This window comes from Noviherbaspirillum sp., assembly GCF_035254685.1.
In the GTDB taxonomy this organism is placed as follows: domain Bacteria; phylum Pseudomonadota; class Gammaproteobacteria; order Burkholderiales; family Burkholderiaceae_D; genus Noviherbaspirillum.
The window spans coordinates 55,951-80,669 of record NZ_DATFAI010000018.1; the positions used below are offsets into that span (position 1 = coordinate 55,951).

Here is a 24,719-nt window from a genome sequence, read left to right on the forward strand (position 1 = left end):
GACTGGAAGCGATTCCCCCAAATAACACTTGACGATTAAGTACAGCAAAGGAGACAACAAATGAAAATCTTGTTCAGGATGCTTGCCTTGATACTGGCTGCCGGCTTTGTCGCCGGTACCGCTTGCGCCGCCGAACGCGCCACGGCTGAGGAAGCCAGCTCACTGGTGAAGAAGGCCGTTAGCTATCTCAAGGCCAACGGAAAGGAAAAGGCATTTGCCGCATTCAATGATCCGAAGGGCGAGTTTGTCGATCGCGATCTCTATATCTTCGTCTACGACATGCAAGGCACCAACCTCTCGATCGGCAACGGTAATGCGTCGAAAATGGTCGGTAAAAACCTGATTGACATGCGTGATGCCGACGGCAAATACATTATTCGCAGTTTCGTCGAAGTCCTGAACGCGAAGGGCAAGGGATGGGTCGATTACAAATGGCCGAACCCGATGACCAAGAATGTGGAATCGAAGTCGAGCTATGTCGAGAAAGTCGACAACATGATTGTTGGTGCAGGATTTTTCAAACCGTAGGCGCCGTCTTCAACGTCTTAGACGTCCCGAAAAACGGCCGATTTCGATCGGCCGTTTTTGCTTTCTAAAACTGGATGCCGATACGCAACGCACCCCAATGCTTGCCGTTGACCATGAGCGGCACCGACAGGTCCTTCATGACGGCATGGACGCCGCCTCCCATATCGCGGCGGTAAGTTTGCAGGAGGAATTTCCTGCGGCTCTTGATCGCGGCAGATTCGGTGCGGCCGGTGAAGAATCGGCGATTGCGCGAGTTCGCCTGGTTCCAGACCGGATCACTGCCTTGGGGCTTGGAAAATTTTCGGTTATGGGTCGGAATATAGCAGTGACTATCCGTCACCACGCCGAACACCACTTTCGGCGACCAGGTCAGAATGTCTTCCAGGATATTCGGCAGCACCTTCTCGCAGTAGGGTGTGAAGCGCGTCATGAACTGCTCCGGGTTCGTACCGGGAATGGGCTGGTGCTTGCCGTCGAACAGATCGGCTTCCGACAGTTGGCCGCTGCGCACACCCTCTTCCAGCAATGCGCAGATCTTCCCGGCCGCTCCCAGCGCGGCCTCGATCAAGGGTGTGTCCTCGGTCTGGATTCCGCTCTCGGCAGTCATTTCAATCAGCGATTCGGACAGGGACAGAAAACCTTCGGTACGCTTGCGGGCGCTCTGCAATGCAGTCGCCGTACCGGTAACCTGCTCCGACAAGCCGCGCACCGAATCGAGCACGCCGGCGCAACCCTCGAGATTTTTCTTTGCCGTGGTGGCGATGCCCGCGACGCCGCGCTCCACCTCGGAAACAGCTGCATGGAATGAACTGTTTTCTGAATCATCCTTGCGATCGCGCCCCCGCGACTGGATATCGTTCGCCAGCGCTTTGATACGTGCGTCCAGTTGCGTGACCGTGCTCATGATGAGCTTGGACGATTGTTCCACCTTGGCGGCCAGATCCCTGACGGCATCCGCGACGACACCGAAACCGCGCCCTGCCTCGCCGGCCCTTTTCGCCTCGACCGAGGCATTGAATGCCACCAGCCTCGTCTGCAAGGCGATCTGCGTAATTTCGTTGGCGGCGTCGGCGACTTCGGACAGGTTGTCCGTCACGGCGATCACGCCCTGGCCGATCTGCTCGACGGTTTCGCGCGCATGCCGCACCGATTCATTGCTGACCTTGGTCGCTTCCTCGATGGCAAGATTGGCATGGACCATCGCATCGATCTCAGCGGCAAGGGTCTTGAATGTTTCCGCCTGCTGGCGGCTCATCAGCGCGAGATCGTCGATCAGGCCATTGAGGTTGGCCGACTCCTTGCCCAGGCCCGATGCCTGGTGTGCTACATCGCTGACGATGCGTTCGAGGTCGGGAGAAGATGAAGCGGATGTCGGTTCGACCGCAGGTTCGGCCGGAGGCGCCGCCCTGCGAAATCTGAGAATCATGATGACTAGTCCCCTGTCGGCTTTTTTGTTGCGTATCGTAAAACCCGAAGCGGAATAGGTCAATGGAATAGGTCAATGGAGTAGGGGTATTCCTGCGATATGATACATACAACGCTTGACCTGCCAGGATCGTCAGGATCATGAGCAATCTTCTCCATTTCCCCACACATGATGGTGCCATGCGTGCCATGCTGCTGGATGCGCCGCATACAACCCTGCGCCTGGCGCGCATACCCATCCCCTTCCCCGCCGATAATGAAGTCCTGATTCGCGTGACTGCCTGCGGCGTCTGTCGAACCGACCTGCACATTGCTGACGGCGAATTGCCTCCGCATAAGTCGCCCCTGGTCATGGGGCATGAAATCGTTGGCGAGGTGGTGCACGTGGGGCTGTTCGCGCACCAGTTTTCCGTCGGCGATCGTGTCGGCGTACCCTGGCTGGGCGGGAGTTGCCATCAATGCACCTTTTGCGCGGCGCATCGGGAAAACCTTTGTGATGAAGCGGTGTTTACGGGCTATGACCGTGATGGCGGCTATGCTGAATATGCGATTGCCGATGCCCGTTATTGCTTCCTGCTGCCTGATCGTTATGACGACCTGCATGCCGCGCCCCTGCTCTGCGCCGGGCTGATCGGTTATCGCGCTTACAGCATGGCGGGAAACGGGCGAAGGCTGGGCTTGTACGGGTTCGGCGCCGCGGCACACATCATCGCCCAGGTTGCGTGCCAGCAAGGCCGGGAAGTCTATGCGTTCACGCGGCCTGGCGATCTCCGTTCTCAGGAATTCGCGCGCTCGCTCGGCGCAGTATGGGCGGGAGATTCGACTACGGCGCCGCCGGCTCCATTGGATGCAGCAATCATCTTTGCGCCGGCCGGCGCGCTCGTGCCGCAAGCGCTTGCCGCGACGTGCAAGGGTGGAGTCGTGGTGTGTGCCGGCATCCATATGAGCGACATTCCGGCCTTCGCCTATTCGCTGCTTTGGGGAGAGCGCACGGTATGTTCGGTGGCTAATTTGACACGTGCGGATGGCGAGGCATTTTTTGCACTGGCCGCTGCGATGGAGATACGAACCTCACCGCTGGCGTTTCCGCTGGAACAGGCCAATGAAGCGCTGGCTGCCTTGCGCGCAGGAAAATTCGACGGTGCGGCCGTCCTGTTGCCGCGCTGATGCGCAAGAAGTGAAAGGAAATTAATACCGGCGGCGATTCGCTTTTACATATTCGCCGCGCATAAAAAAATCCCCGGCATGCCGGGGATTTTTGTTCTGCTGGATGCAGCCTGCGGAAATTACAGCGGCTGGATCGCGGAAGCTTGCTTGCCCTTCGGGCCGGTCGTCACTTCGAAGGAAACACGTTGGTTTTCCTTCAGCGACTTGAAGCCATTGGACTGGATCGCGGAGAAGTGCGCGAACAAATCTTCGCCGCCTTCGTCCGGAGTAATGAAGCCAAAACCTTTAGCGTCGTTGAACCACTTGACAGTACCTGTTGCCATTTCAATTCCTATTACAGTGTTAATGGGCTTTCGCCCGGTAGATCCTTTGAAGCAAGAAGAGGAATGACAGACCAATACTGCACTACTAGCTCAAACTTCAATCGGTGGCGCATTGTAACCCATATGCGGAAAGCGATGTAAACATATTTTTCCGTTTTTTCTCCAGTGAAAAACCGGGCATCTCCCCTTCAAGTTGCCCTTGCCCGCCCGCGATCCGCGCCAGGTTTGGCATGCTTGCTGCTTGTGCAAAAGCCAATCATGCCATTTTCCCAACTCTCATCATGCAACGCTCATTTTCCGCCGTAAATTCCACTAGCAGGAGTACAGGTTTGCCGGCGAGCCGGTCGGCAATCCCCAATAACGATTCGTACCGCGAACGCGCAGGCTTGCGGGATACCCTGCATGAGTCATTTGGCATCGACCATTTGCGTCCGGGCCAGCGGGAAGTGATTGAAAGCGTGCTGCATAAACACAATACGCTCGCCATCATGCCGAGCGGCGCGGGCAAGTCGTTGTGCTACCAGCTTCCCGCACTGAAAATGCCGGGCATGACCATTATCGTATCGCCGCTGATTTCGCTGATGAAGGACCAGGCGGGGAAACTGGAGAGCGCGGGCTTTCCCACACATGAAGTCAACAGCACCTTGAGCACGCGGGAAGAAGAAACGGTGATGGAGGGTATCCGGCAGGCGGACAGTGAATTCATTTTCGCCACACCTGAACGCATGTCCGACCCTGATTTCCTTGCAGCGCTCGGGCAAGGCGAGGTGAGCCTGTTCGTGATCGACGAAGCGCATTGCATTTCGCAATGGGGCCATGATTTCCGCCCTACCTACCTGCAGCTCGGCGCAGCTATCAAAGCGCTCGGGCATCCCACAGTGCTGGCGCTGACCGCGACGGCGAAGGATGAGGTGATCGAGGACATTGGCAAGCAACTCGGGCTGGATGACATGCAGGTCATCAATACCGGCATCTACCGGCCAAATCTGCATTACCGTGTCATCGTTACAACCGACGAAGCGGAAAAACTGGAACAGACGGTGCACCTTGTGCGGGAGAGCCACGGTTCGGGGATCGTGTATACCGCGACCGTGAAGGCCGTGGAGCAGGTGCACCAGCTCCTGCAGCAGGCGGGCGAAAGCGTCACCTTCTACCACGGCCAGTTGCCGGCGAAGGTCCGGACGCAGAACCAGGACAGCTTCATGTCCGGAGCCAGTCGGGTCATGGTGGCAACGAATGCGTTCGGCATGGGCATCGACAAACACGACATACGCTTCGTGATCCACAGCCAGATCCCCGCCAACCTCGAGGCCTACTACCAGGAGTCCGGTCGTGCCGGACGGGACGGCGAGCCGGCGGAATGCACGCTGCTCTATTTCGCCAAGGACAAGCAGGTGCAACAATTCTTTCTTGCGCGCCGCTATCCGGGCGTTGACGACCTGAACACCGTGTATAACGCACTGCAGTCGCTGGCGACGGAGCACGACCACATTTCATTTTCCGAGTTGCGCAATACGCTCGAACAGGTGCCGGAAACGCGCCTGCAGGTGGCGCTCAAGCTGCTGCGCGACGGTGGTCTGGTCGAGCAGGACAACCAGCTCGATTACAGGCTGACAAAGCGGCACATCAAGAACCGGGAGCTCACGCAGCTTGCCGACACCTATCGCGAAAAAAGTGCGCACGACCATGAAGCGCTGGAGCACATCGTCTTCTATGCGCAGACTGGGTTCTGCCGCTGGAAAGTCATGCTCGAGTATTTCGGCGAACATGTGGAATGGTCACATTGCGGCGTGTGCGACAACTGCCTGCGACCGCCGGAACAGAAGCTCAGTCCGGAGCATGTGCGGGAGCACATACCGCCTTCCCTGCAGAAAGAAAAGCCGCCGCTGCCGCAGCCCGGCAGCGCGGTGAAAGTGCCGAAATATGGCGAAGGCCGCGTGGTGTCCCTGGCCGATGACAAGGTGACCATCACTTTCCCGAACAGCGAAACCAGGACCTTCCTGCGCGATTACGTGACGCCCACGTGATGCGGCACAATCAGGCAAATCAGCGCGCAGCCTTGCGTATTTTCTTGGTATCGAACATGCGTTTGTCGGCGATCTTCAGCAGTGCATCGACATCTTCGCCATCCTCGGGGAACATGGCCCAGCCGATTGACACGCCGACACTGGCCGTACCATGCTCGAGCTGCACCGGCTCCTCGACGATGCGGCGGATCTTTTCCTCGGTGGCGATGACGCCGTCCGCCGCCGTCACGCCCTTGAGCAGGACGACGAATTCGTCTCCGCCATAGCGCGCCACCACATCGGTCACGCGCACCGATTCCTTCAGGCGCGTTGCCACGGTGACCAGCACCTTGTCGCCGGCACCATGGCCGTAGTGGTCGTTGACCCGCTTGAAGTGATCCAGGTCGATGAACAGCAGCGCAAAGCTGGGGCGCTCGCCGGTATTCTGCGCGAGCTGCCGCCGCAGGAAGCCGATCTGCGCGATCAGCGATGCGCGGTTGAACACTGCGGTGAGCTTGTCGATGCGCAGGTTGTGCTCCATTTCCCGGAAACTCGTGGCGAGCTGGCCGATCTCGTCGTGGCGACGGATGTTCAGCGATGGCATCGGTTCGCCGTCGCCGATCTTCCTAGCGGCTTCGGTGAGGTTGCGGATGTCGCGCAGCACGCGGTCAAGGACAACCAGGCCGAGCATCAGCGCGACGACCACGCAAACAAGAGCGATGACCAGCCCATGGACGAAGCTGCGCGTTACGCCGCCCATGAAGTCGACGCGCGGTACCGCTACGACGGTCACCCAGTCGACACCATATTTTTCGCCCAGCGCGGACGCGGCGATCTCGAGATAGCCGTTGGGGGTCACGAGTTCCTTCGCATGCACCGAACCGGCGACCGCCCTTGCGCTTTTCCACTCGCGCACCTTGGCATAGGCATCCCTGATGAGCGGCGTCTGCATCTCGTCGATGCGCATCCGTTCCGGCTCGCCGTTGACCATCTTGAACGGCAGTTCGGCACCGGAAGTGGCGATCATGAAGCCGTCGCCGTCCATGACGAAGGCAATGCCGTTTTCGCTGACTTTCACCGTGCGCAGGAAATCAGTCAGCGCCTTGAGCGTCACATCGGTAGCCATCACGCCCGCATGCGAATGGTCGGCGCGGAAGACGGGCTTGGCCAGCGTGATGGTCGGCTCCTTCGACGTGAAATCGCTATAGACCGGCGACCAGACGGGTTTCGTCGCGCCGGCGGCAAGCTTGTACCAGGGGCGCGTGCGCGGATCGTAATTGTCCGTGCGCAGCAGGCGCGTGCGGTCGCCCGGGCGGGTCACTCCATAGACGCTCCGCTCCGGCGCATGCGGCTCGCGCAGGTAGAGTTCGACGAAGTCCTTGTTGACGCGGTTGACGCCGACGAAGCGGCCATCTTCGCCGCCGAAAAACACATAGTTGTTGACGTCCATGAACAAGCCGCTGGCCACCCACAGGCGCGGCTCCAGCGCGGCGAGGTCGTCGGAAAACGGTTGTGCCCTGGGCAGGGTCTGCGGATCCGGATCGATTGCGTTCAGGGCCGTCAATGCGCCGGCAAGGTGCTGTTCGGTGGCAGCGTTGATGCGGTGGACGATGTCCATCATGACGCGGTGGGCCAGTTCGCTGACAGCCTTTTCCCCCGCCTGGTAGGAGACCCAGCCGATGGTGGCGGATACGAATATCACAAGCAGGACGAACGGCAGCACGAGCTGCCGACGCAACGAGGATTTGTTCATGAGTCCCCTCGAAAAGGAACAAGGCCATTCGCATGGCCCTGTCTTTTTTATTCTTGAGAAAGATTATACCTCGGCAACACAAAAAATTACTTTAATGCAACGTCGAGCATAAAAAAGTCAGAGCTCCTGCCTGCTGCAACAACTGGTTACATTTATTGAAAAAATCATATCACCATTGATATTTATCAAAGATTGCATAGGCACTTAACGTCCCCCGCTTCCTCAAAATAGCCGTGTATGTATTTACAACTATATTTTCTTGAGAGGAATCAGTATGAAATACTCAGTATTGCTTGCGGCGCTACTAGCCGCGTTGACATTAGGTGCGTGCGAGAAGAAGGAAGCAGGCACGACTGGAGGCACGGGAGCCGCCACTTCGGGCAGCACCGGCGGAACATCCAGCGGAACTGCCGGAAGTACCGGTTCCACGGGTAGCACGGCTGGCAGCACAGCTGGGGGAACCAGTACGACACCTGGCAGCACCAGCGAGAGCACGCCGAGCACCGGCGCGACAGGAAGCACGCCTGGCAGCGCGGCCGGCACGACCGGAAGCACCACGCCCGGCACAAGCGGCAGTGACACGAGCGGCGCCGGAAGCAGCACGGGCGGCACCAGCGGCTCGACCACTGGCGGAACCAGCGGCGCAACGGGCGGCACGAGTGGTACCACTAGCGGTACGAGCGGCTCCACCGGCGGGACAAGCGGAAGTACGAGTGGCGGCATGAGCGGTGGTACTAGCGGCAGCACGAGTGGTACAAGCGGCAGCGCCAGCGGAACCAGCGGCACGTCCGGCAGCAGCTCCACCACTCCCGGCAAATAATCCTCGCAGCCTGGCAGCCAGATAAGGCAAGGGCAGCGTGACGCGCAAGCATGCGCAGTTACGCTGCCTTTTTCATGCCCGCCAGGAATCGGTAACGGGCTCGATGCGCAATTCTCCCTGCACCATTGGTTTGACGAGAATCCGGTAGGTGTCGATGTCGAAGCTTCGGCGCGTCGCGCGTCTGACAGGAGGAGTGCCATTCACTTTGTCGATGGAGCCGACATAGAACCAGCGGTCGATGATGTGGATCTGCTTCCAGCCGTCGCCGCATTCCTCCACGATGCCCATCGGCCCGGGATAGGGCCAGGCCACCACCCGCATTTCTTGCAGCGCCGCCTTCAGCCGCAGGTAATGCGTCTCTGCGGATTCTTCCCCGGTACAGGCGCCACGGCAGCGTGAAATCTGCCGCGCAAAGCAGGCACGTCCGCGCACGGGAGTCTCGAGGCCCGTCACGGCCGGGCACAATTCCTCTGCTTCGACAATTTCCCGCAGCTTTTCCAGCGCAGCCTTGCGGGTCGCGAACAAGCCATACAGGTCCGCCGTCTTCGCGAAATCATAATCGCGCGCATACACGATTTCCGGCGCCGACTTCACATCCCTGTTCAAGCGCAGCGTGCACATTTCACGCGTGCGGCGCAGTTTCTTGTTATGCAGCGGCTGCAATTCCTTGATCAGGCGCGACTCCAGCAGCAATGCTCCGATTTCGCCGGCAGTGCGGCGGAATTCCACGCGGCGGCTTGCCCGCAGCATGCGTGCCTCTTCCGGCGTGCGCAGGTGCGACAGTACGCGAACGCGAATGTTGACACTCTTGCCAATGTAGAGCGGCCGATCCTGCTCATCGCGAAAGATGTAGATGCCCGGCTTGGCGGGCAAGGCATCGAGGCTGGTGCGGTCGATGTGATGCGGGTATTCGAAAGCGTCCGCAGGATCGGGCTTGACCAGAAGACCGACGGAAGTGATGCGGGCTTGCATGAAATCAGTTCCTTACATTACGAATTTGACTAAGGGGTAGCCACGAAGTACTGTATATTTATACAGTACAAATGACAATGAAATGCATCCATCAAGAAACACTAGGAGGTCCGGATGTCTGCTTTAGTTTCCAGCATGGCGCTACCGGGTACAGAAAAGGGAATGGCCATCCCCTTCCCGCATGCCGTCTGGCGCGCCAACCAGATGGGTTCGTACCAGGCGGCCGTCACATCCACTGGCCATCATGTGCTCGATACCGAGCTGCCCAACGGCGGCTGGCCGAGCGCAGTCCTGATGGAATTGCTGTTGCAGCAAGCCGGTATCGGCGAGATGCACCTGCTGCGTCCGGCCCTGGACGCGATCGCAAAAAGCCGCCGCATCGCGCTGGTCCAGCCGCCCCATCTGCCGCAAGTCGCCGCCTGGACCTCCTGGGGATTGCCCGCCGAACGGCTGCTGTGGGTCAGGACCACGCGCAGCGCCGATGCCCTGTGGTCGGCGGAACAAGTCCTGCGCAACGGCAGCTGCGGCGCCTTGCTGCTCTGGCAATCCCATGTGCGGACCGACGCGCTGCGGCGCCTGCACCTGGCCGCGCAAGGCACGGAAATCCTGTTCTGGCTGATGCGTCCGCTCGCCTGCGCACAGGATGCCTCGCCCGCGCCGCTGCGGCTGGCGCTACGTCCGGCCAACGGCGGCATCGATATCGACATCGTCAAGCGACGTGGCCCGCAACGCGACGGATCGCTGTACCTGCCGCTGAGCGACATGCCCGTCTTGCCCTTCCCTTTTCCGGACAACATTCGCCATGCGCACATGGATCGCCGTGCACCTGCCCTTGCTGCCACTCGAAACGATTCGGCCGAACTGGTCTGACCCCGGCAAGCATGTGGTCGTCAATCACGAGCATGTGCTGGCGATGAGCGCGCAGGCCGCTGCCGAAGGCGTGCGCATTGGCATGCGGCGCGGCGGCGTGCAGGCTTTCTGTCCCGATGCGATCCTGCATGAGCAGGATGCGGCGCGCGAACAGGAAGCCATGCACAGCATCGCACTGGCGCTGCTGCAATACACGCCGGAAGTCGCCTGCGCCGATACGGACAGCCTGCTGCTGGACGTTACCGCCAGCCTGCGCGCGTTCGGCGGCAGGCCCAGGCTGGGCCGCCTGGTGCGCGCCAGTGTTGATGCGCTCGGCTTCACGCCGCGCATCGGCATGGCGCCGACTGCGCAAGGCGCGTGGCTGTTCGCGCATCATCCATCGCATCCGGCAACGCGCCGTACGGTTCGCATGGAGAGCATGATGCGCCTGCTCGATGCCCTGCCCTGCGCGCTGCTGCCGGCTGTTGCGCCGTATGGTGAATGGCTGGATGGTATCGGCTGCCGCACCCTGAGCGAGTTGCGCAAGCTGCCCCGCGCGGGGCTGCAGCGGCGCTGCAACAAGAACGTGCTCGATGCGCTCGACCGCGCCTATGGACAGGCGCCGGAACTGTTCGAATGGATAGAGGCGCCGAAAACCTTCTCCGCCGGGCTGGAACTGCCCGACCGCATCGAGCATGCAGAAGCCGTGCTGTTCGCTGCGCGCCGCCTGCTGCTGCAGATGACCGGCTGGCTGGTGGCGCAACAACTGGCTGTCTCGCGTTTCGTGCTGTGGCTGCAGCATGAGCGCGGTCGCAGCGCGATCGCACCCACGCCCATCGAGATCGCGCTGGCCGATCCCGTCTGGCATGAAGAACACCTGACCCGCCTGCTGAAAGAACGGCTTGCGCGGACCGAACTTTGCGCGCCGGTGATTGCAATACGTCTCGAAGCAACGCAGGTATCGGCCATGCTGCCGCCCACCGAGTCGCTGTTCCCCGATCCCGGCGGCACACCGGCCGATTATCACCGCCTGCTGGAACTGCTGACGGCGCGGCTTGGCGACCAGAGCGTGCTGGCACCCGCGCCGCGCGCCGACCATCGGCCGGAAGTCTGCAATGCCTGGGTTCCTGCCGCGGCCGTCAACCGCCCCGCGCCATCCGTGCCGCATCATGCCGAGCGGCCGTTCTGGATACTGGAAACGCCCATCGCCCTGATGGTGAAGAATCATCGTCCGTTTTACGGTTCGCCGCTACGCATGGTCAAGGGCCCGGAACGGATCGAATGCGGCTGGTGGGACGGAAAACTGGTCGTGCGCGACTACTTCATCGCACAGGGGCAGGCAGCGACCTGTTACTGGATTTACCGGGAACGCACCGGAGAGGAAATCTGCTGGTTCCTGCATGGACTGTTTGCATGATGCATCCCCGCGGCAATGCGCGCAGGTTTCCTGCACACTACCGAGCGGATCCAGAACAAAGTTGCCAGTGGTTTGTCGAACGTGCTTTATCGATGGAAGGAGAAGCCTATGCAAACCACCTGGATTGTCGCCGCAGACGAGCATCGCGCCAGGATCTTCGAAGTCGAGGGGGCGCAGCAGGCCAATTTTCATGAGATCGAAGACTTCGTCAGCCCCGAAGGGCGCATGCGCGAACAGGACCTGATCAGCGATGCGAAAGGACGCTATTTCGGCAAGGGCGAACGCATGATGGGCCACACCGCCGAACCGAATGTGACCCAGACCCAGCACTGGCAGGAACTGTTCGCCAAGCAGATCGGCGAATACCTGGACAAGGCGCGCATGGAACATCGCTACGACAAGCTGCGCCTGATTGCCTTCTCGAAATTCCTCGGCATGCTGCGCAAGAACCTGAGCAAGGAATCGCAACAACTTGTCGAGCAGGAAGTGTCAAAGGAAATCACCGGGCTCGATGAAAAGGAAATCGAGAGCTACATCAAGACACAACTGCATTGAAGCCATGCATCCTCCTGCAAGAGCTTGACGTTCCGGCGCAAGCCGGAACGTGTCAACGTCCTGCACACGCCGATGCGCGACACCCGCCAAACACCACTTCCCCCCTACGCCGGCCCCGGCGGCGCCTCCGGCAATGCGCTTCCCGGCATCGTCGTGGTCTGCGTCGGCGTATTGCCTTCTCGCTCACCGAACACCATCTCAGTCATCCAGTTCACCAGTAGCGAGGTATAGGCTCGCTGGCTGGCTTCGCTGGTCAGGCCATGATCCGCACCTTCGATGACACGATAGGTCAGCGAGCGCGCATGGATGCACGCATCAAGGTAACTCGAGATCACCGCGTGAGGAATCGTCTGGTCGGATTCGGACTCGATCACGAGCACATCGCCCTTGAACGCGGCACACGCGCGCAACGCCCGGTTTTCTCCAGCCGGCACCAGCGTGCGCCGGTAGCTTCCCAGATCCTGGTCCTTGTGCAACTGCCGTTTGGGAAGCTCCCAGCCATTGTCCATGTAGAGCGCCGGCACCCGCAGCGCCAGCCACTTCACCGCACGCATCGTCGTCAGGATCGCACCAAGATAGCCACCGTAGCTGCTGCCCACGACGGCGATGGTCGATGGGTCGACCAGGCGATGGCTGGCAAGCACATCGTAGGCAGCCAGCACATCCCGCAGGTTGCTCTCGCGCGATACCGTTTCATGCTGAAGCCTGGTATCGCCATGCCCGCGCAGATCGAAGGCCAGGCACACGCATCCCAACGCGGAGATCTCGCGCGCACGCGCCAGGTACTGTTCCTGGCTGCCGCCCCATCCGTGCACGAACAGCACGCCGGGCATGCGGGTCTCGGGCGAAACCATCGTCCCTGAAATGTGCCCATCGTCGACGGCGATATGGACGGCGTCTTCATGCGTCGGCATAGGGCTCCAGCCTCGCATATTTCGTGAGCGGACCGACGCGCTCGTCCACGCCGCGGAAGTAGACGTCAGCATCATCCGGAACAGGGGCGCCATCGCCATAGGTTTCGCTCGTCAGGGCACAGACCGCGTTCAGCGATGGATCGGCGCGGAAGGCGCCGAATGCCGCGATCTCTGCAGCGCTCGCACCGCCGACGCGCCATGACTGTTCAAGCACACCGGAATAGCGGCTGCCGCCATCGTCAACGCCCTGCGCCACGTCATAATTGCAACGCGATGCGAACATGTCGGGAAAGGATTGCATCACGGCCGCATGGTAGCGACATGCCTGCGCGATGGCCGTTCTCATCCCCGGTTCGAGATCCAGTTCCAGCAAGGCATCGAAATCGCCGCGCGCAACGATCAGGCGCGAGCCGCCGTAGACCTCTTGGCCGGCATTGTTGACGGTCAGCTGCTGCGTGCCGCAGTAGCTCGCAAGCAGGTCATCCACACGCACCTGTCCCACGCTCAGTGTCGCGACATCGGCCAGGTTCCGCTCCAGCACCATGCCGAAGCGCGCCACCTCTTCCGCATCGAGATCCTTCAGGCGCGCATCGAGTTCATCTTCGTCGGCCGCCACCCATTGGCCGAGACCGCCGATCCCGTTCGCCAGCTTGAGGCGTACCGCGCCCTGTTCGAGCAGGATGCTGCCAGCCTTGCGGGCGTCCTCCACCGAGAAGGCGGAAAAGCCCGGCAGCACGACATCCTGCAGACGCTGTGCAAGGGCGCGCGACCATCCCTCCGGCGCCTGCGCTCCAGCGTCGCAAAGCGGATGGGTAATGGTCTTGGTGGCGATGAACGGAAACGGCACCACGCCGCCAAACAGGTCCTGGTCGCCGCGCACGCCGAGCCGATGCGCCGCCTCGAGCGTGACAAACGTGTCGCTCGGCACAAAGTACAGCGTGCCGGGATATGCGCAGGACGAGTCAAATTCCCCTGCGAACTCATACCCTTTGATGAACGCCAATCGTTGCGCAAGCGCATGATAGGTCGCGCTTTCGTGATGGCACACGCGCCGGTCCGCATTACCGGCATACACGACAACCATGCCGAAGCCGGCACGGGCAGCGACGCCTGTGGGCCATGCATTGAAGGGTTGCAGCACGAAACCCATCCTGTCACCTCCATACCGATTCGCCGACGAGACATGCGATGCAAGAAGCGGGCCGCCGGAAACAGATTCGCATCTTGCCAAAATGCTTGCTGTCGAACCGGCAAGTTGCGAAGCGGGCAGCCCTTCGCGATAATGCGGAACGGCATTGCCTGACATCCTGCAAACCGCCGTTCCCCCATTCAACAGCGCGTCCTTGCACGATCCGCCATTCCGCATTACCCCTTGATCACGATGAACAGGACGCCCGACAAGCCGCTCAACCCGCTCAATCCGCTGTATTACCTCGACAATTTCCATCAGGTGCTTGCATGGATTGCCGAGCGTTACAACGACCTGCTGTCGGCAGAGGAACGTGCCTTCCTCGACCGCTTCCCTTCCCTGCCCCAGGCCTCGCGCGCCTTGCTCGTCAGGATGGTGATGCGCAAGGGGAATCTGTTCCGCGCGAGCAAATTGCGCTACGAAGAGATCGGCGATACGCGGGAGGCAGCGCTTCCCCTTGCTGCGCAAGGCTGGATCGACGATCGTCCCGTGCTCACGCTGGACGAAATTTTCTCCCTGCTGAACAAATCTGAAATCGCGGTTGCCTTCGGCGACGCGCTGCCGAGCCCGCAGGCGCGAAAGCTGGAACAGCTTGAAACCTTGCGTGAAAAATATACGCAAGCGCGTCATTTCGATGCGTGGCATGCCGGCGCCGATGACTGCGTCTACCAGGTGCAGATCGATGCACTGTGCGAACGTCTGCGGCTCATGTTCTTCGGCAACCTGCGCCAGGACTGGACGGAGTTCGTGCTGTCGGACCTGGGCATCTATCGCTATGAGAAAGTCGCGTTCTCGGCATCGTCGCGCGGATTCCGCATGCGTGAGGATGTCGACATGTACATGCACCTGTTTCGCTGCCGTGAACGATTCGAGCAAGGCGAAGCGCCGGAGATCATCCTCAGCGAAATTCCCGCCAAGCGTCTCGACAACGACTGGCTGGAGCGCCGGCGCGCCAAGCTCCTGTATCAGATCGCGCAGCATGACGAACGCGCCGGCGCGCTCACCGATGCGCTTGCCATCTATTCCGCCTGCAGCCATCCCGGCGCCCGCTTGCGCGCGATCCGCGTGATGGAGCGCCTTGAGCAATTCGAATCCGCGCTGGCCCTCGCAAAAACGGCGCAGAAAATGCCGGAGGATGAAGCTGAACGCCAGCAGCTCATGCGCATCCTGCCGCGACTGCATCGCAAGCTGGGATTGCCGAAGATTCCCGCGCTCCCCGCAAGGTCGGTACCGCGCATCGACCTGGACTTGCCCGAAGCAAGCTATTCGGTGGAATGGCTGGTTGCCGAACATCTCGTCCAGGACGACGCGCCGGTGTTCTATGTCGAGAACACACTGATCAACTCGCTCTTCGGCTTGCTCTGCTGGAATGCAGTGTTTGCTGCCGTGCCGGGCGCTTTCTTCCATCCCTTCCACGCCGGCCCCGCCGACCTGCACAGCACGGATTTCCGGCAACGCCGCGCGAAGGAATTCGATACCTGCCTCGCGCAACTCGAGTCCGGCGAATATGTGCAGACGATCAACCGTCATTTCGCGGAAAAGTCAGGCATTCTTTCTCCCTTCGTCTTCTGGGATGTCCTGAGCGAAGAACTGAAGGACCTTGCGCTCGATTGCATTCCCGCTTCGCACCTGAAGAAATGCTTCGAGCGCATGCTGCGCGATATCAAGGCCAACCGCGCCGGCTTCCCTGACCTGATCCAGTTCTGGCCGATGGAAAAACACTATCGCATGATCGAAGTGAAAGGCCCCGGTGACCGCCTGCAGGACAACCAGGTGCGCTGGATGGACTTCTGCATCGAACACGGCATGCCGGTCTCGGTGTGCTATGTCCGCTGGGCCGGAGACGCGGCGTGAAGTACAAGGTCGCCGTCCGCGAGTTGACCGAGTTCACTGCGAAGCAGGGTGACCTTGACTTGCGCTTCACGCCCTCGCCTTCCGCGCAGGAAGGCATTGCGGGCCATGCGCTTGTTGCTGCGCGTCGCGCTGCCGGATACCAGACGGAAGTGAGCCTCACCGGCGAATACAAGCATCTCACGGTGCGTGGCCGCGCTGACGGTTACGATCCCGCGCGCAGACAACTGGAGGAAATCAAGACCTATCGCGGGGACCTTGAGCGCATGCCCGCCAATCATCGCCACCTGCACTGGGCGCAGGTGAAGATGTATGGATGGCTGATGTGCGACAAGCTCGGTCTCGACGACATTCGCATAGCACTGGTCTATTTCGATATCGCGAGCCAGAAGGAAACGGTGCTTGTCGAACAGCACAGCGCCGCCGCGCTCAAGCAGTACTTCGAGGAGCAATGCGAATTTTTTCTGGCCTGGGCCGAACAGGAACTGGCGCATCGCGCGGCGCGCAATGAGGCGCTCACGGCACTGCGTTTCCCGCATGCGACGTTCCGTCCCGGCCAACGGCAACTGGCGGAAGCGGTGTATCGCGCGACCACGAACGGCTGCTGTCTGATGGCCGAAGCGCCGACCGGCATCGGCAAGACCATCGGCACCCTGTTCCCGCTGCTGAAGGCCTGTCCCGGACAGGAGCTGGACAAGGCGTTCTATCTCGCGGCAAAGACTTCCGGGCGCGGCCTCGCGCTCGATGCACTGGAGCGCATCAGGCAGAGCGCGCCCGACCTGCCGCTGCGCGTGCTGGAACTCACCGCGCGCGACAAGGCCTGCGAACATCCCGACAAGGCCTGCCACGGTGAATCCTGCCCGCTGGCGCAAGGTTTTTACGATCGTCTCCCACAGGCGCGTTCCGCCGCGCTCGCACACGGTGCGCTGGGCAAGGAAGCGCTGCGCCACATCGCGCTCGATCATCAGGTGTGCCCGTACTATCTTGCGCAAGAACTGGCGCGCTGGTGCGATGTCGTAGTCGGCGATTACAACTACTATTTCGATTCGAGCGCAATGCTGTTCGGCATGACGACGGCGAACCAGTGGCGCGTCGGCGTGCTGGTGGATGAAGCGCATAACCTGGTCGACCGGGCGCGCAAGATGTATACGGCGGAACTGGACCAGTCGGACTTCCATTTCCTGCGGCAGTCCGCGCCCGCCGCGCTGAAGAAAAGCCTGGAGCGGCTCAATCGTGCCTGGAACGCGCTGCACAAGGACCAGGAAAAGTCTTACCAGGTTTACCCGGAAATCCCCGAGAAGTTTGCGTTCGCCATACTGCAGGTCATCGCCGACATCACCGATTTCATGGCTGAGAATCCGACGCATATCGACAGCAGGCTGCAGCGTTTCTACTTCGATGCGCTGCAGTTCTCCCGCCTGGCCGAGACCTTCGGTACGCACTCGCTGTTCGATATCACGAAAAAACCCGATGCGCGGCGCGCCGGGTCGGTGCTCTGCATCAGGAACATCGTCCCCGCGCCCTTCCTCACGCCGCGTTTCGACGCGGCGCGCTCGGTCACACTGTTCTCCGCCACGCTGAGCCCGTGGCAGTACTACAGCGACACGCTGGGCTTGCCGGAGAACACCGTCTGCATCGATGTGGAATCGCCGTTCAACGCGGAACAGTTATCCGTGCGCGTGGCCGGACGCATCTCCACGCGCTACCAGCATCGCGATGATTCGCTCTCGCCCATCGTCGCGCTGATGGCTGGGCAATATGAAGAAAAGCCGGGCAATTACCTGGCCTTCTTCAGCAGCTTCGATTACCTGCAGAAAGTAGCAGAACTGTTCAAGGCGCGTCATCCCCAGATTCCGATGTGGGAGCAGTCGCGCGGCATGGAAGAGGCGGAGCGCGAGCAGTTCCTCGCGCGCTTCACACCGGACAGTCGCGGCATCGGCTTCGCGGTGCTGGGAGGTCCCTTTGCAGAAGGCATCGACCTGCCTGGCGAACGACTGGTGGGTGCATTCATTGCAACGCTCGGCTTGCCCCAACTGAACCCAGTTAACGAGCAGATCAGGGAACGCATGCATGCCGCTTTCGGCGCGGGATACGATTACGCCTACCTGTTCCCTGGCATGCAGAAAGTGGTGCAGGCTGCGGGGCGCGTGATCCGCACACAGACGGATCGCGGCGTGGTCTGGCTGATAGACGACCGCTTTGCGCGGATGAACGTTCAACGCTTGCTGCCGCGATGGTGGAAGGTGGAAACCTGAGTAGGTGGCTCGTCTGCGAAATCTGTGGGTGGATGTTTCACTCGCCACGAGCGCCAATTGGTTGATGCGTATAGCCTAATAGGGATGGCGAGGCACTTGTTTCTGATAGCTTATCCCTGAACACCATTTATTGCTCTCGCCAAGGCGCTAGGTACGCCACGAAATTCTTCTAGTTTCTTGGCGTTCCTGGCGCCTTGACGAGAGGAATCTTCTTCCCTCTGCCCCGGAAATTTTGCTGACGAGCAGATAAGGTAGCGCAGCGTTTCAGGATTCCGCGGCCAGCGCAAGCTGCGCCATGCGCAATGCGCCGTCGAAGGATTGTGCCGCTGCAATGAAGCGTCCGTTATGGCAGAACACCGCATCGGGCACGCCGGTGACGGTGGCAAGCTCCTCGCCCTGCAGCCCCGCCCAGGCTGCCGGCAAATCCTTGCGCGCCTCGAAACTGTCCGCCGCAGCGGGAACGGTGTGCAGCAAATAGCGCTGCTCGGCGATGCCGTAGCTGATCACAAACAGGACCTTGGGCATTTCATTGCGCACCACGGCTGCCCAGGGCATGGCGCTGTTTTCCAGGAACAGCACCCTGCCGCCTTCCAGCACATCCGCGCTTCGCACCTGCTGGATGGACAGCAATGCGCCCACACGGTATTTGACGGCGTTCACAATGATGTCGGACATGAATTCCATGGCGCGGCGGAACTGCGCCTGCCGCCATTCCTCGGCTGCTGCGACGCTGCCAGCCCGCTGGTCATCGAGCCAGGTCGGATTGAATCCGGAAATGACTGCCGACAAGCCGAAACCACCCGGCGCACTGCGTGCCGCGCCGGTGTCGGACATGTCGAGGTATTGCACCAGGTCGGCGTCAATCGCATACGCAATTTCGCGCGCCTGGTCTTCCGTCAACACGTGGCCGCTATGGGTTTCCGAGATGAGCGCCACGCAACGTGGCCCGTACGCCTTCCAGACGAGGCCCGCGCTGGCATAGACCACGCCCGATTGCCGCGCGCCGGAAAACCCTTTCTGGTGATGGTCGAAACGCCCGGTCGGCGGATCCCAGATGCCGCCCACATCGACCGCGAAATCGGCTTGGCGGATCAGTTCCGGGTCGCGCGTGCGCAACAGCTGGCACCCGGGGAACACCATGTCGAGCACGGCCACTGCCCATACGTCATCGGCGTGGAATTTTCCTGAATGGGTTGCAATGATCATGGCAGGTGAATGATTGAAAGCCAGCATTGTAATCCGGCGATCCTGCATTCCTTCCCGATTTGATCCTTGCAGTGCGGAAGGTTCCCGTTTGGCCTCGCATCCTACCTGTCCAGCAGGCGCACCCGGCCCGTGCCGCCATCCACTTCGAGCATGTCGCCATCCTTTACCCTGCGCAGGATTCCCGGCAGATTGACCACCGCAGGGACCGCGAATTCGCGTGCAACAATGGCTCCGTGCGACAGGTAGCCGCCGGTCTCCATCACGAGCCCGCCGGCCTTGAGGAATAGCGGCGTCCATGCCGGGTCGGTCGATGGCGCGACCAGGATGTCTCCCTTTTCCAATCGCGTCCCTTCGGCGGGATTGTGAATGACGCGTGCGATGCCGCGAGCAAGGCCTGCGCCAACGGCAACACCCATCCACGTATCGGCATCGCCCTGTTGCGACTGGGTGGCGCCGACATGAGCGGCAGTACCGCCTTCGAAAATCACATCGGGTGCATGATCCGTTTCCCACTGTTCGCGCAACGCCAGGCGGTCGGCCACGCGCGCAGCGATGCCGTTGGCCGGAATGCGCCCTTCGAGCGCACGGCCGACCTCGCTCAAGGTCAGTTCGAACACATGCTCCGGCTGTGCCAGCGTACCGGCCTCGACCAGCTTGCGTCCGACATGCAAAAACAGCGGGCGCATGCCAGTGGTCAGCACGACCAGCGAACTGCGCGCCAGTTCGCGCTGGTTGCAGTCGCGCGTGGCATCGGCAAGCAGGGACTTGAGGCGCAGCCTCGCATGCCACGGCAGGCATTCGCGCACCTTGCGCCATGCCTCCTCCCTTGCCTGCTGCTGGCGCGCGCGCATCGCGGCGGTATCCACGTCAAGCAGGCTGGCGATATTGTCCAGCAAGTAGCCGGGCGCCTCGCGCCAGCGCGGCTGACGCCAGTAGCTCTCGTAGACGGCGCGATGGCCGTATTTGTCGAGGAATGCGTGGAAGCGGCGCCGGAATGGGTGTGCTTCATCCCAGGCGCGCCATGCATGGTCGTCTCGCTGCGGATCGGTCAGCCAGGCACGCACGGCGTCATCGGACGACGCCAGTTCCGCCAGTGCGGCCAGTTCATAGCTTTGCTGCGCAGTCACGCTCGGCTCGCCGCCGGCCAACAAGGCGGTCGCCGTCGTGTAGGCCTGTCCCGGGAGGTACTTCGCGAGATGCTCGACCAGCAGGGTCAGGCTGGCACCGCTCGCCCCTTGCAGCAGGCCGAGTTCCGGCTGGTTGCGCCCGGTTCGGGAACGTTCGAAGATCAGATCGCGGCACGTGCGGAAGTCATCCGGCAGTGGCGCCCGCTCCCATACGTCGACATGCTCACGTGCGCGATCTGCAATTTGCTGCGCCTTGCGGCGAATGGCGAGCGTATTGCGTACGTAGCGCACCAGTCGCGGAATCCGGCGCAAGCCGTCGCCGAAATGCGCCGGCGGCACAGTGATTTCCGGCTGATGCCCGCCCGCCATGTCGTTGATGATCTTCGGCGTGACACCGAAGCCGTCCCATGCTTCCCACATCATCATCGACAGGTTCAGGTAGAGACGGCCTTTGTGCAAGGCGGCCCGCTGGCCGCCGGGAAGCAAGGGGTAACCGGCGCAGCGATAGCCCTGTTCGAGGATTGTGTTCACCAGGCGGCGCATGCTGCACCAGTCGAGCGCCGACTGCGGCAGCGGCATGACATCGCGCGTATTGCCGTTCGACCAGATAGTTGGCTGGCCCGCGATCCCGGGATAGGTGTTGCGCGCCATGGCAGTGACCGGACGCGCCTGCACGATCCAGAAGCGCGCACCGTCCCAGACCCATTCGACATCGTAAAATGGCCGGCCGAAATCCAGCGCGAAGGCGGCATCGCGCACAAGTTCGCCGAGCTCGAGTGCCTGCGCATCCGTCAGGACTGCCTGTGTGCGCTCGGCGGCCGGCGTATCGACGGTATCCGTGCCGCCTTCTGCCCGGACGACCGTGCGGCGCGCCTTGCCTCCGATGCGTCGTTCGATCACGGCGAGCCGCGTGTCGAGCAGGTCCTCCTGCAGGCGATATTCATCCCCATCCGCCTCGCCGGCGACGAGCGCTTCGCCTAATCCCCAGTGCGCATGCAGGATGACCTGGTCGTCGCGTCCGCTGCGCGGATCGCAGCTGAAGGCGATTCCCGCCGCTTTTGCCGGCAGCAGCGGCATGACCACGACGGCCATTGCCGCGTCCCGAGCGGCAATGCCGAAACGCGCGCGGTACACCGCCGCGTGCGGCGTCCACAACGAGGCCCAGACATCGCGCACCGCATCGATCAGGGCGTCCACGCCGCGCACGTTCAGGCGCGAGAGATGGATGCCGGCGAAAGAGGCTTGCGCGGAATCTTCGCAGGTAGCGGAAGAGCGCACCGCAAGCGGCAGGTCATTCCAGCCGCGGCGCTCCAGCTCATACTGCAGGAGCGCCTTCAACTCTTCCGGAAAAACATGCGCAGCGACGTCAGTGCGGCAGCGCGCGAGGAGTGCTTCATCCGGCTGCGCATCCGCCATTCCTGCCAGGCGTGCAGTGATGCCAGCCGCATCCATGACGGTACGGCAGATCGTTGCGGGAATCACGAAACCATCCGGCACCGGCAATCCGTAACGGGCCAGCAAGCCAAGCTGCCAGCCCTTGCCGCCGGCCTCCTGCGATCCCGCTACCGCGGTTTTCCAGTCGAGCAATGGGGTCGTCCTGAGCGGGGCATTCATTTCGCGTTCCCTCCTGCACCGGCAAGGAACAAGTCGAGCATGGTCATGAATTCATCCTCCAGTTTGCAGCCGGGCGTTGCCAGCCAGCGCGTGTAGACGCCGAGATAAAGAAATTGAAAATAGTGAACCAGCGTGGCGATGTCGCGGTCGGCGCGCAGGCGCCCTGCCTCCTGCGCATCGCCAAGCACGCGGAAGAAGACCGCTTCCAGGCCACTGCGCTCTTCGTCGCTGCCGCGCAGGTTCGCGATGCGGTATTGAAGGTAGTGCGGCCAGTAGCGACGATGCTTCTCGGACCAGTTCGCAGCATGGCGCAGCAGGACTCTGATGCGTTCAATGGCATCCGGGGTGCGCTTCATCCTTGCCGTCAATTCCGGTGCAGTAGCCGCGATCTGCTGGTGGAAATAGTGGCGAAGCAGTGCTTCCTTCACCGGAAAGTAGTTGTAGAGCGTGCCCTTGGCCACATCAGCGGCAGCGGCGATCTGCTCCATGGTCACAGCTTCATAGCCATGCACCTCGAAAAGTTCGAGCGCTTTTTCGGCCAGGAGGTCAGCGGTCTGCTGGCGCTTGCGTTCACGCCGGCCGGGAGTGGAATCATCCATGTGGTGCTCGCCAATATTTTTGAACGTCGTTCAATTTTATGCTTCGTTCAATTTTTACGCAAGCCGTGCCATGGCCCTCCCTGGACTGCTTGCGTTGGATCAATGAAGCGCACTGCTGCCTGTGCCAGCCTGTCATTGCAGGCTCTTGTCACACATACAGAAACGCTTGGTGGATCGAGGGCTGATGGCTTCATCAATGCCATAAAAAACCATGTCCACGGAAAACACAGAAAGCACGGAAAACAACAATACCTTCTGTGCTTTCCATGTCTTCCGTGGACATCGCTTTTACAGGGACCAGTCATGGGAAAACGCATTCTCCTGATCCAAGGCCATCCGGACGCAGGCAAGCTCCATTTATGCCACGCGCTGGAAGATGCCTACGCGGGCGGCGCGCGCAGCGCTGGCCACGAAGTGCGACAGATTAACGCGGCCACGCTCGATTTCCCGATATTGCGCAGCCAGGACGATTGGGAACACGGCGCCCTCCCGGCCAGCCTGAATGACGCGCAGGCGGCGATCAGGTGGTGCGAGCACATGGTGCTGTTCTTCCCCTTGTGGTTGGGCGACATGCCCGCCCTGCTCAAGGCTTTTCTGGAACAGGTCGCGCGCCCGGGATTTGCGTTCAGCGGTGAAGGAAAAAATCCGCTCGCCCACAAGGGCCTGACCGGCCGCTCCGCGCGCGTGGTGGTCACGATGGGCATGCCGGCCGCCGTGTACCGTTGGTATTTCCGCGCGCACAGCATCAAATCGCTCGAACGCAATATCCTCGGCTTCGTCGGCATTGCACCGGTGCGCGAAACCCTGGTCGGCAGCGTCGGCGAGATGAGCGATGAAGCGGCGGGAAAATGGTTTGCCCGCATGGAAAAACTGGCGCGTCTCGACTCACAAAGCTGAATCAGTCAATGCGATCGCTGAGCCGGGCGAATTCCCGGCGATGCCGTTCGGCGAGCTGTTTTGCCGCCTGTCGCAACTGCTCGCGCTCGATGGCGCATGCTTCGTGCATTGCAGCGACGAGTTCATCGACGGCCACGCTGCGCGGCATGCCGCTCACTTCCCAGGCGGCAGCGAAGGCTTCCTGTTTTGATGCGTCGTTTCCTTGCGAGGGCGAACGCAGGTTGACGCGCGGGAGGCCAAATGCCATCGCAAGTATCCTTCCATGCAGGCTGCTTCCCGCATAGGCGCTGCTGCATGCAATCAGCGCGCAGATATCCCATAGCCCGAGTGATTCGAACATGTGCACCGCGGACGTCTGCATGCGCGCCGCAGTGCGCTGGTAGCAGGACAGGTCGTCATGCCATGGCGCGGCACCCGCGCGGAAGAACACGATGCCATAGCCGAATGTGTGCGCAAGCTGGTCGAGCTGTTGCGCCGTCCGGTTCAAGGTCCGGTCGTCGCCGAAATCGGCGCTGAACTGCACGGCGAGATAGCCCTTCGGAAAGGCATCACGTACCCGGGCGACTTCGCCGTGCTTCGCATGTTGCCCGATTCGTTCGCCGAACAGTTCTGCTACCGCGACGGCAGGATCAGGGACAAGTTGCGATGCAATGCCTGCTGCGTCCAGGATTGCCTGGGTCCTGCCATCGCGCACGCTGATCGAGTCTGCTGCCCGGAGATTGGCCCGCACTTCGGCTTGGATGAGCGGATCACATTGATCGAGGCTTACGCCGCCGACAGCGTGGTAGAAAATGCGGGCCCGTGGAAACAGGCTGCGCGACACGCTGTAGGGTGCGAGCGCCGGCAATCCAAGCTGCTGGTGCGCCCATTCCAGCTTGCGGCGCGTATGACCCTCGAAGGCAAGAATGACTTCCTGTGCATGCGCAGGAGTCTGCAGCATCACCGCCGCTTCCCAGGCATTGCAGGTGAGAAGTTCACCGCCGACATGAATGATATTGACGGCCTGCTCGCGATACGCCTCGGCAAGTCGCGCCAGGGACTTCACTTGATGTCCGCCGCAATCTCGAAGGTCGCGTTCCGCGAGCCCGGCGAATATCAGGTTCTTTCGATCCAGCAAGTGCTGGACGATGTGCGGAAACAGGAGATCTCCGACATTATGCCGATCGAATGCGCCAAAGAGGATGGTGGGAACATCCGCTGTCGAGTGGTGACTCATGCAGGCATCATAGACCACAAGGTGGCGGCGGGACGG

General features: G+C 61.2%; 20 protein-coding genes and 1 pseudogene. 9 read left to right on the forward strand and 12 right to left on the reverse strand.

Features of this window, described 5'->3' with window-relative positions; genetic code table 11:
* Window positions 1-57: 57 nt before the first annotated feature.
* Window positions 58-528 (forward strand): annotated as a pseudogene (locus tag VJ698_RS05540) (cache domain-containing protein); the annotation flags it as partial.
* Between the two features lie 64 nt (window positions 529-592).
* Here VJ698_RS05540 and VJ698_RS05545 read toward each other — a convergent pair.
* The gene (locus VJ698_RS05545; protein WP_324101718.1) at window positions 593-1,954 is read right to left on the reverse strand and encodes a methyl-accepting chemotaxis protein; all 1,362 of its coding nucleotides are present in this window, start codon (window positions 1,952-1,954) and stop codon (window positions 593-595) included.
* A gap of 179 nt (window positions 1,955-2,133) precedes the next feature.
* On the opposite strand from VJ698_RS05545, the gene VJ698_RS05550 reads away from it, so the two are divergent.
* Window positions 2,134-3,120 carry a zinc-dependent alcohol dehydrogenase family protein gene (locus tag VJ698_RS05550; protein WP_324101752.1) on the forward strand — a complete coding sequence of 329 codons (987 nt, stop codon included), beginning with the start codon at window positions 2,134-2,136 and terminating at the stop codon, window positions 3,118-3,120.
* Window positions 3,121-3,239: 119 nt separating this feature from the next.
* On the opposite strand, the gene VJ698_RS05555 is transcribed toward VJ698_RS05550, so the two are convergent.
* Together VJ698_RS05555 and VJ698_RS05560 are read right to left on the reverse strand one after the other, a co-directional pair.
* Window positions 3,240-3,443 (reverse strand): cold-shock protein, encoded by a 204-nt coding sequence (locus VJ698_RS05555; RefSeq protein ID WP_088707577.1) that lies wholly within the window; start codon window positions 3,441-3,443, stop codon window positions 3,240-3,242.
* Window positions 3,444-3,540: 97 nt separating this feature from the next.
* Window positions 3,541-3,675 carry a hypothetical protein gene (locus VJ698_RS05560; protein WP_324101719.1) on the reverse strand — a complete coding sequence of 45 codons (135 nt, stop codon included), beginning with the start codon at window positions 3,673-3,675 and terminating at the stop codon, window positions 3,541-3,543.
* Window positions 3,676-3,829: 154 nt separating this feature from the next.
* On the opposite strand from VJ698_RS05560, the gene VJ698_RS05565 reads away from it, so the two are divergent.
* Complete coding sequence (locus VJ698_RS05565; RefSeq protein ID WP_324101720.1) at window positions 3,830-5,470, forward strand: ATP-dependent DNA helicase RecQ; 1,641 nt, start codon at window positions 3,830-3,832, stop codon at window positions 5,468-5,470.
* 19 nt (window positions 5,471-5,489) lie between these two features.
* Here the strand turns inward: VJ698_RS05565 and VJ698_RS05570 are convergent, their stop codons facing one another.
* The 3 genes from VJ698_RS05570 to VJ698_RS05580 all read right to left on the reverse strand — a co-directional run bounded on the left by VJ698_RS05570 (window position 5,490) and on the right by VJ698_RS05580 (window position 8,994).
* Complete coding sequence (locus VJ698_RS05570) at window positions 5,490-7,202, reverse strand: diguanylate cyclase (protein ID WP_324101721.1); 1,713 nt, start codon at window positions 7,200-7,202, stop codon at window positions 5,490-5,492.
* 249 nt (window positions 7,203-7,451) lie between these two features.
* Window positions 7,452-8,006 (reverse strand): hypothetical protein, encoded by a 555-nt coding sequence (locus VJ698_RS05575; protein WP_324101722.1) that lies wholly within the window; start codon window positions 8,004-8,006, stop codon window positions 7,452-7,454.
* An 88-nt stretch (window positions 8,007-8,094) separates the two neighbouring features.
* Complete coding sequence (locus tag VJ698_RS05580) at window positions 8,095-8,994, reverse strand: endonuclease (protein WP_324101723.1); 900 nt, start codon at window positions 8,992-8,994, stop codon at window positions 8,095-8,097.
* A gap of 114 nt (window positions 8,995-9,108) precedes the next feature.
* Between VJ698_RS05580 and imuA the strand changes: the two genes are divergently transcribed.
* The 3 genes from imuA (at window position 9,109) to VJ698_RS05595 (ending at window position 11,815) form a co-directional block, all read left to right on the forward strand.
* A complete protein-coding gene (gene imuA / locus VJ698_RS05585) occupies window positions 9,109-9,864 on the forward strand; it encodes a translesion DNA synthesis-associated protein ImuA (protein ID WP_324101724.1) in 756 nt (251 codons plus the stop codon).
* Window positions 9,797-11,260, forward strand: coding sequence for a DNA polymerase Y family protein (locus VJ698_RS05590; protein WP_324101725.1), 1,464 nt, complete (start codon window positions 9,797-9,799; stop codon window positions 11,258-11,260). Before imuA ends, VJ698_RS05590 begins: the two co-directional genes overlap by 68 nt.
* A gap of 108 nt (window positions 11,261-11,368) precedes the next feature.
* Window positions 11,369-11,815 carry a host attachment protein gene (locus VJ698_RS05595; RefSeq protein ID WP_324101726.1) on the forward strand — a complete coding sequence of 149 codons (447 nt, stop codon included), beginning with the start codon at window positions 11,369-11,371 and terminating at the stop codon, window positions 11,813-11,815.
* 104 nt (window positions 11,816-11,919) lie between these two features.
* Here VJ698_RS05595 and VJ698_RS05600 read toward each other — a convergent pair whose 3' ends face one another.
* Both VJ698_RS05600 and VJ698_RS05605 read right to left on the reverse strand, forming a co-directional pair.
* Window positions 11,920-12,729: an alpha/beta hydrolase family protein gene (locus VJ698_RS05600; RefSeq protein WP_324101727.1), complete on the reverse strand. Its 810-nt coding sequence runs from the start codon at window positions 12,727-12,729 to the stop codon at window positions 11,920-11,922.
* Window positions 12,716-13,879 carry a DUF3182 family protein gene (locus VJ698_RS05605; protein ID WP_324101728.1) on the reverse strand — a complete coding sequence of 388 codons (1,164 nt, stop codon included), beginning with the start codon at window positions 13,877-13,879 and terminating at the stop codon, window positions 12,716-12,718. The genes VJ698_RS05600 and VJ698_RS05605 overlap by 14 nt, the downstream gene beginning before the upstream one ends.
* A 231-nt stretch (window positions 13,880-14,110) precedes the next feature.
* Here VJ698_RS05605 and VJ698_RS05610 point away from each other — a divergent pair, with 231 nt between their 5' ends.
* Both VJ698_RS05610 and VJ698_RS05615 read left to right on the forward strand, forming a co-directional pair.
* Entirely contained in the window at window positions 14,111-15,772 is a 1,662-nt protein-coding gene (locus tag VJ698_RS05610; protein ID WP_324101729.1) for a VRR-NUC domain-containing protein, read from the forward strand.
* Window positions 15,769-18,024, forward strand: coding sequence for an ATP-dependent DNA helicase (locus VJ698_RS05615; protein ID WP_324101730.1), 2,256 nt, complete (start codon window positions 15,769-15,771; stop codon window positions 18,022-18,024). Before VJ698_RS05610 ends, VJ698_RS05615 begins: the two co-directional genes overlap by 4 nt.
* A 264-nt stretch (window positions 18,025-18,288) precedes the next feature.
* Here VJ698_RS05615 and VJ698_RS05620 read toward each other — a convergent pair whose 3' ends face one another.
* The 3 genes from VJ698_RS05620 to VJ698_RS05630 form a co-directional block, all read right to left on the reverse strand.
* A complete protein-coding gene (locus VJ698_RS05620) occupies window positions 18,289-19,230 on the reverse strand; it encodes an MYG1 family protein (protein ID WP_324101731.1) in 942 nt (313 codons plus the stop codon).
* Window positions 19,231-19,331: 101 nt separating this feature from the next.
* On the reverse strand, window positions 19,332-21,971 hold the full coding sequence (locus tag VJ698_RS05625) for a PEP/pyruvate-binding domain-containing protein (protein ID WP_324101732.1): 2,640 nt from the start codon (window positions 21,969-21,971) through the stop codon (window positions 19,332-19,334).
* The gene (locus VJ698_RS05630; protein WP_324101733.1) at window positions 21,968-22,570 is read right to left on the reverse strand and encodes a TetR/AcrR family transcriptional regulator; all 603 of its coding nucleotides are present in this window, start codon (window positions 22,568-22,570) and stop codon (window positions 21,968-21,970) included. The genes VJ698_RS05625 and VJ698_RS05630 overlap by 4 nt, the downstream gene beginning before the upstream one ends.
* 303 nt (window positions 22,571-22,873) lie before the next feature.
* On the opposite strand from VJ698_RS05630, the gene VJ698_RS05635 reads away from it, so the two are divergent.
* Complete coding sequence (locus VJ698_RS05635; RefSeq protein WP_324101734.1) at window positions 22,874-23,467, forward strand: NAD(P)H-dependent oxidoreductase; 594 nt, start codon at window positions 22,874-22,876, stop codon at window positions 23,465-23,467.
* Between the two features lies 1 nt (window position 23,468).
* Here VJ698_RS05635 and VJ698_RS05640 read toward each other — a convergent pair whose 3' ends face one another.
* Window positions 23,469-24,683, reverse strand: coding sequence for a polysaccharide pyruvyl transferase family protein (locus VJ698_RS05640; RefSeq protein ID WP_324101735.1), 1,215 nt, complete (start codon window positions 24,681-24,683; stop codon window positions 23,469-23,471).
* Between the last annotated feature and the right edge of the window lie 36 nt (window positions 24,684-24,719).

Excerpts from the sequence above, each read along its gene's own strand:
- VJ698_RS05545 (WP_324101718.1), bottom strand. The coding sequence starts at position 1,954 with ATGATTCTCAGATTTCGCAGGGCGGCGCCTCCGGCCGAACCTGCGGTC.
- VJ698_RS05550 (WP_324101752.1), top strand. The coding sequence starts at position 2,134 with ATGCGTGCCATGCTGCTGGATGCGCCGCATACAACCCTGCGCCTGGCG.
- VJ698_RS05555 (WP_088707577.1), bottom strand. The coding sequence starts at position 3,443 with ATGGCAACAGGTACTGTCAAGTGGTTCAACGACGCTAAAGGTTTTGGC.
- VJ698_RS05560 (WP_324101719.1), bottom strand. The coding sequence starts at position 3,675 with ATGCCAAACCTGGCGCGGATCGCGGGCGGGCAAGGGCAACTTGAAGGG.
- VJ698_RS05570 (WP_324101721.1), bottom strand. The coding sequence starts at position 7,202 with ATGAACAAATCCTCGTTGCGTCGGCAGCTCGTGCTGCCGTTCGTCCTG.
- VJ698_RS05580 (WP_324101723.1), bottom strand. The coding sequence starts at position 8,994 with ATGCAAGCCCGCATCACTTCCGTCGGTCTTCTGGTCAAGCCCGATCCT.
- imuA (WP_324101724.1), top strand. The coding sequence starts at position 9,109 with ATGTCTGCTTTAGTTTCCAGCATGGCGCTACCGGGTACAGAAAAGGGA.
- VJ698_RS05590 (WP_324101725.1), top strand. The coding sequence starts at position 9,797 with ATGCGCACATGGATCGCCGTGCACCTGCCCTTGCTGCCACTCGAAACG.
- VJ698_RS05595 (WP_324101726.1), top strand. The coding sequence starts at position 11,369 with ATGCAAACCACCTGGATTGTCGCCGCAGACGAGCATCGCGCCAGGATC.
- VJ698_RS05600 (WP_324101727.1), bottom strand. The coding sequence starts at position 12,729 with ATGCCGACGCATGAAGACGCCGTCCATATCGCCGTCGACGATGGGCAC.
- VJ698_RS05605 (WP_324101728.1), bottom strand. The coding sequence starts at position 13,879 with ATGGGTTTCGTGCTGCAACCCTTCAATGCATGGCCCACAGGCGTCGCT.
- VJ698_RS05610 (WP_324101729.1), top strand. The coding sequence starts at position 14,111 with ATGAACAGGACGCCCGACAAGCCGCTCAACCCGCTCAATCCGCTGTAT.
- VJ698_RS05620 (WP_324101731.1), bottom strand. The coding sequence starts at position 19,230 with ATGATCATTGCAACCCATTCAGGAAAATTCCACGCCGATGACGTATGG.
- VJ698_RS05625 (WP_324101732.1), bottom strand. The coding sequence starts at position 21,971 with ATGAATGCCCCGCTCAGGACGACCCCATTGCTCGACTGGAAAACCGCG.
- VJ698_RS05630 (WP_324101733.1), bottom strand. The coding sequence starts at position 22,570 with ATGGATGATTCCACTCCCGGCCGGCGTGAACGCAAGCGCCAGCAGACC.
- VJ698_RS05635 (WP_324101734.1), top strand. The coding sequence starts at position 22,874 with ATGGGAAAACGCATTCTCCTGATCCAAGGCCATCCGGACGCAGGCAAG.
- VJ698_RS05640 (WP_324101735.1), bottom strand. The coding sequence starts at position 24,683 with ATGAGTCACCACTCGACAGCGGATGTTCCCACCATCCTCTTTGGCGCA.